Origin of the sequence: Streptomyces sp. NPDC091292 (genome assembly GCF_044757265.1) — a bacterium.
GTDB lineage: Bacteria > Actinomycetota > Actinomycetes > Streptomycetales > Streptomycetaceae > Streptomyces.
In genome coordinates this window covers 97,437-99,819 of the sequence record NZ_JBIVUQ010000010.1, presented here as the reverse complement: position 1 = coordinate 99,819, position 2,383 = coordinate 97,437, and the positions used below count along the sequence as shown (strand labels likewise).

The 2,383-nt window shown below is 72.9% G+C and carries 1 protein-coding gene; it reads right to left on the bottom strand.

The genetic code is table 11. The annotated features are described in order from the left end of the window. Positions 1–139 precede the first annotated feature (139 nt). Positions 140–1,777, bottom strand: a complete 1,638-nt coding sequence (cimA, locus tag ACIQNU_RS25730; RefSeq protein WP_401370736.1) for a citramalate synthase — start codon at positions 1,775–1,777, stop codon at positions 140–142. Between the last annotated feature and the right edge of the window lie 606 nt (positions 1,778–2,383).

Genomic DNA, 2,383 nt, shown 5'->3' with positions numbered 1-2,383 from the left:
GGGCCTAGGGGTCCGCGCCCCCAGAGGGGGCCGGCCCCGGGCGGCCCGACCCCCCCGTGGCCGGGGGGGGCCCCCCCCCCCGGCCGCCCCCGGCCCCCGGGGGGGGGGGGGGCGGGGCCCCCCGCCGGTGGAGCAAGTACTACTGCTCGGTCGCCTCGGTCGCCTCGGTCGGCTCCACGCCCGCGCGGAGCAGGCCGTAGGTGTACGCGTCCTCCAGGGCCTGCCAGGACGCGGCGATGACGTTGTCGGCGACGCCCACCGTGGACCACTCGTCGGTGCCGTCGCCCGTGGAGATCAGTACGCGCGTCGTGGAGCTGGTGCCGTGCTTGCCCTCCAGGATGCGGACCTTGTAGTCGACCAGTTCGAACTTGGCGAGCTGCGGGTGCAGCCGCTCCAGGCCCACGCGCAGGGCCCGGTCGAGCGCGTTGACCGGGCCGTTCCCCTCGGCCGTCGCGACGATGCGCTCGCCCTTGGCCCAGAGTTTGACGGTGGCCTCGTTGGCGTGGGTGCCGTCGGGACGGTCCTCGGTGATCGCGCGCCAGGACTCGGTACGGAAGTAGCGGATCGGGCGCCCCTCGGCCTCCTCGCGCAGCAGCAGCTCGAAGGAGGCGTCGGCCGCCTCGTACGTGTAGCCCTTCAGCTCGCGTTCCTTGACGCGGGCCACGACCCGGCCGACCAGTTCGCGGTCGCCGCCGAGGTCGATGCCGAGTTCCTTGCCCTTCAGCTCGATCGAGGCCCGGCCCGCCATGTCGGAGACCAGCATCCGGATCCGGTTGCCGACCAGCTCCGGGTCGATGTGCTGGTACAGGTCCGGGTCGACCTTGATCGCCGAGGCGTGCAGCCCGGCCTTGTGCGCGAACGCCGACACACCGACGTACGGCTGGTGGGTGGACGGGGTGAGGTTGACGACCTCGGCGATGGCGTGCGAGACGCGGGTCATCTCGCGCAGCTTCCCGTCGGGCAGCACCGTCTTGCCGTACTTCAGCTCCAGGGCCGCGACGACGGGGAACAGGTTGGCGTTGCCGACGCGCTCGCCGTAGCCGTTGGCCGTGCACTGCACGTGCGTGGCGCCCGCGTCGACGGCGGCCAGCGTGTTGGCGACCGCGCAGCCCGTGTCGTCCTGGGCGTGGATGCCGAGCCGGGCGCCGGTGTCCGCGAGGACCGTGGCCACGATGGCCTGGATCTGCGCGGGCAGCATGCCCCCGTTGGTGTCGCAGAGCACGACCACATCGGCCCCGGCCTCGCTCGCCGCCCGGACGACGGCCTTCGCGTACTCAGGATTGGCGCGGTAGCCGTCGAAGAAGTGCTCGCAGTCCACGAAGACCCGCCGGCCCTGCTCACGCAGGAAGGAGACCGTGTCGCGGACCATCGCCAGGTTCTCGTCCAGGGTCGTGCGCAGCGCCAGCTCGACATGCCGGTCGTGGGACTTCGCGACCAGCGTGATCACGGGGGCGCCGGACGCGAGGAGCGCCTTGACCTGCGGATCGTCGGCGGCCCTCGCCCCCGCTCTGCGGGTGGCGCCGAACGCGACGAGCTGGGCGTGCCGGAAGGTGATCTCCTGCTGGGCGCGGGCGAAGAACTCGGTGTCCCGCGGATTGGCCCCCGGCCAGCCGCCCTCGATGAAGCCCACGCCGAAGTCGTCCAGGTGCCGTGCGATGGCCAGCTTGTCCGCGACCGTGAGGTTGATGCCCTCGCGCTGGGCGCCGTCGCGCAGCGTCGTGTCGAAGACGTGGAAACTGTCGTCGGTGGCCTGACTGCTCATGTCTGGGCTGCTCATGTCTGGGTGCTTCCTGTCGGATGAGTGGCTCCGGAATTCATGGCTCCACTTGCCCCCATCATCGCGCGCGGTCCGCCTCCGGCCGGGTTGAGGTCCGGGAAACGAAAAAACCCCTCGCGGGTGCGAGAGGTCTGCGCGCGGGTCTGGGGCACGGTGCCGCTGCCGCGGGTTTTCCGCGATCGGCGGTCACTGCGGACCGGCGCGCCTGCTGCCGATAATCATGGCGAACGATGGCACGGGGGCATCCTGCCATAGAGCGGGGGGTTCGGCGGGGGTGGTCTCACGGGTTGGACTTCTCGCTCGGGTTGCCCTTTCCGGCTGCCGTTGCCTCGGGCTGCGCCCACCCTCCCCCAGTCTCAACTCCGCTCGACCGGGAGGTACCCCCATCGCCATGCGGGACGCCTGCCCACAGCGGGGAGGGGCGGGGCCCGGCCCGGCGCCCGGGGGGCGGGGCCTCAGCAGAGTGTCGGGGGCGGGGGGGCGGCTCGGCGCCGGGGGCGGGCCCCCACGGGGGTCGGAAGGAAGGCGCGCCCGCCGCCGGGAGCAGGCAGCAGCGGGGGCCAATGCCAGGGGGCGGGGTCAGCCCCTTGCCGGGGGCAGGGCCGA

Excerpts from the sequence above, each read along its gene's own strand:
- cimA (WP_401370736.1), bottom strand. The coding sequence starts at position 1,777 with ATGAGCAGCCCAGACATGAGCAGTCAGGCCACCGACGACAGTTTCCAC.